This window comes from Vibrio sp. 1288, assembly GCF_033344475.1.
In genome coordinates, this window is record NZ_JAWPOX010000342.1 from 1 (window position 1) to 804 (window position 804).

An 804-nucleotide genomic window follows, 5' to 3' on the forward strand; every position below is an offset into this window, starting at 1 on the left:
CAAAGTGTTGCAGCATTTCACCCGCGATGAAACACAGCGTGTGACTCGCGCAATGGCGAAACTGAATGGCATAAAAAGTGATTCAGCACGCGGCGTGATTCAAAACTTTTTTGAAGATTTTCGTGAGCACAGTGGTATTCGTGGTGCATCGAAAGAGTACTTGTCGAACACCTTGCGTAAGGCGCTCGGCAATGATCTTGCTAAAGGTTTGTTGAACAACCTGTACGGTGACGAAATTCGCAACAACATGCAGCGTCTGCAATGGGTAGAGGCTGAAACGCTGGCGCGATTTATCGTCAACGAGCACCCGCAGATGCAAGCCATTTTCTTGGCTTATCTGCCAGCGGATAGCTCATCTGCCGTGCTGAAACATCTGCCGCAAGACTACCATGATGAAATCATCTTCCGTATTGCGCAGCTGCAAGACATCGATCACCAAGTCGCGACTGATCTGCATGAACTGGTTGAAACTGAATCCAATGCGATTGTTAAAGGCGCATGGTTGTCCGGTGATAACCGTGTTGTGCTGGTGGCAGAAAACTTGGAAAACGTTGCTGACGTTCGCCGCACTTTGCGCCATGAGTTTATTGCTCACAATGGCCTATACGCAAACCTAGACGTTGCTCAACAAGCGCAGTTAACCAAGAAGGTCAACAGCCTACGAAACGTTAACTCTTTGAAAGGCATCTTTGCCGAGGTTGATAAATCATATCGAACCGCACCGGAAGACGTAAAAGCGGAAGAGGTGATCGCTAAGATTGCAGAAACAGAGTCTAGCGTTTCTCAACGAATCTTAGACAAAGT

The 804-nt window shown here is 47.8% G+C and carries 1 pseudogene; it reads left to right on the forward strand.

Annotated features, from left to right (window positions below):
• Positions 1-804, forward strand: a pseudogene (locus tag R8O11_RS26650) (hypothetical protein); the annotation flags it as partial.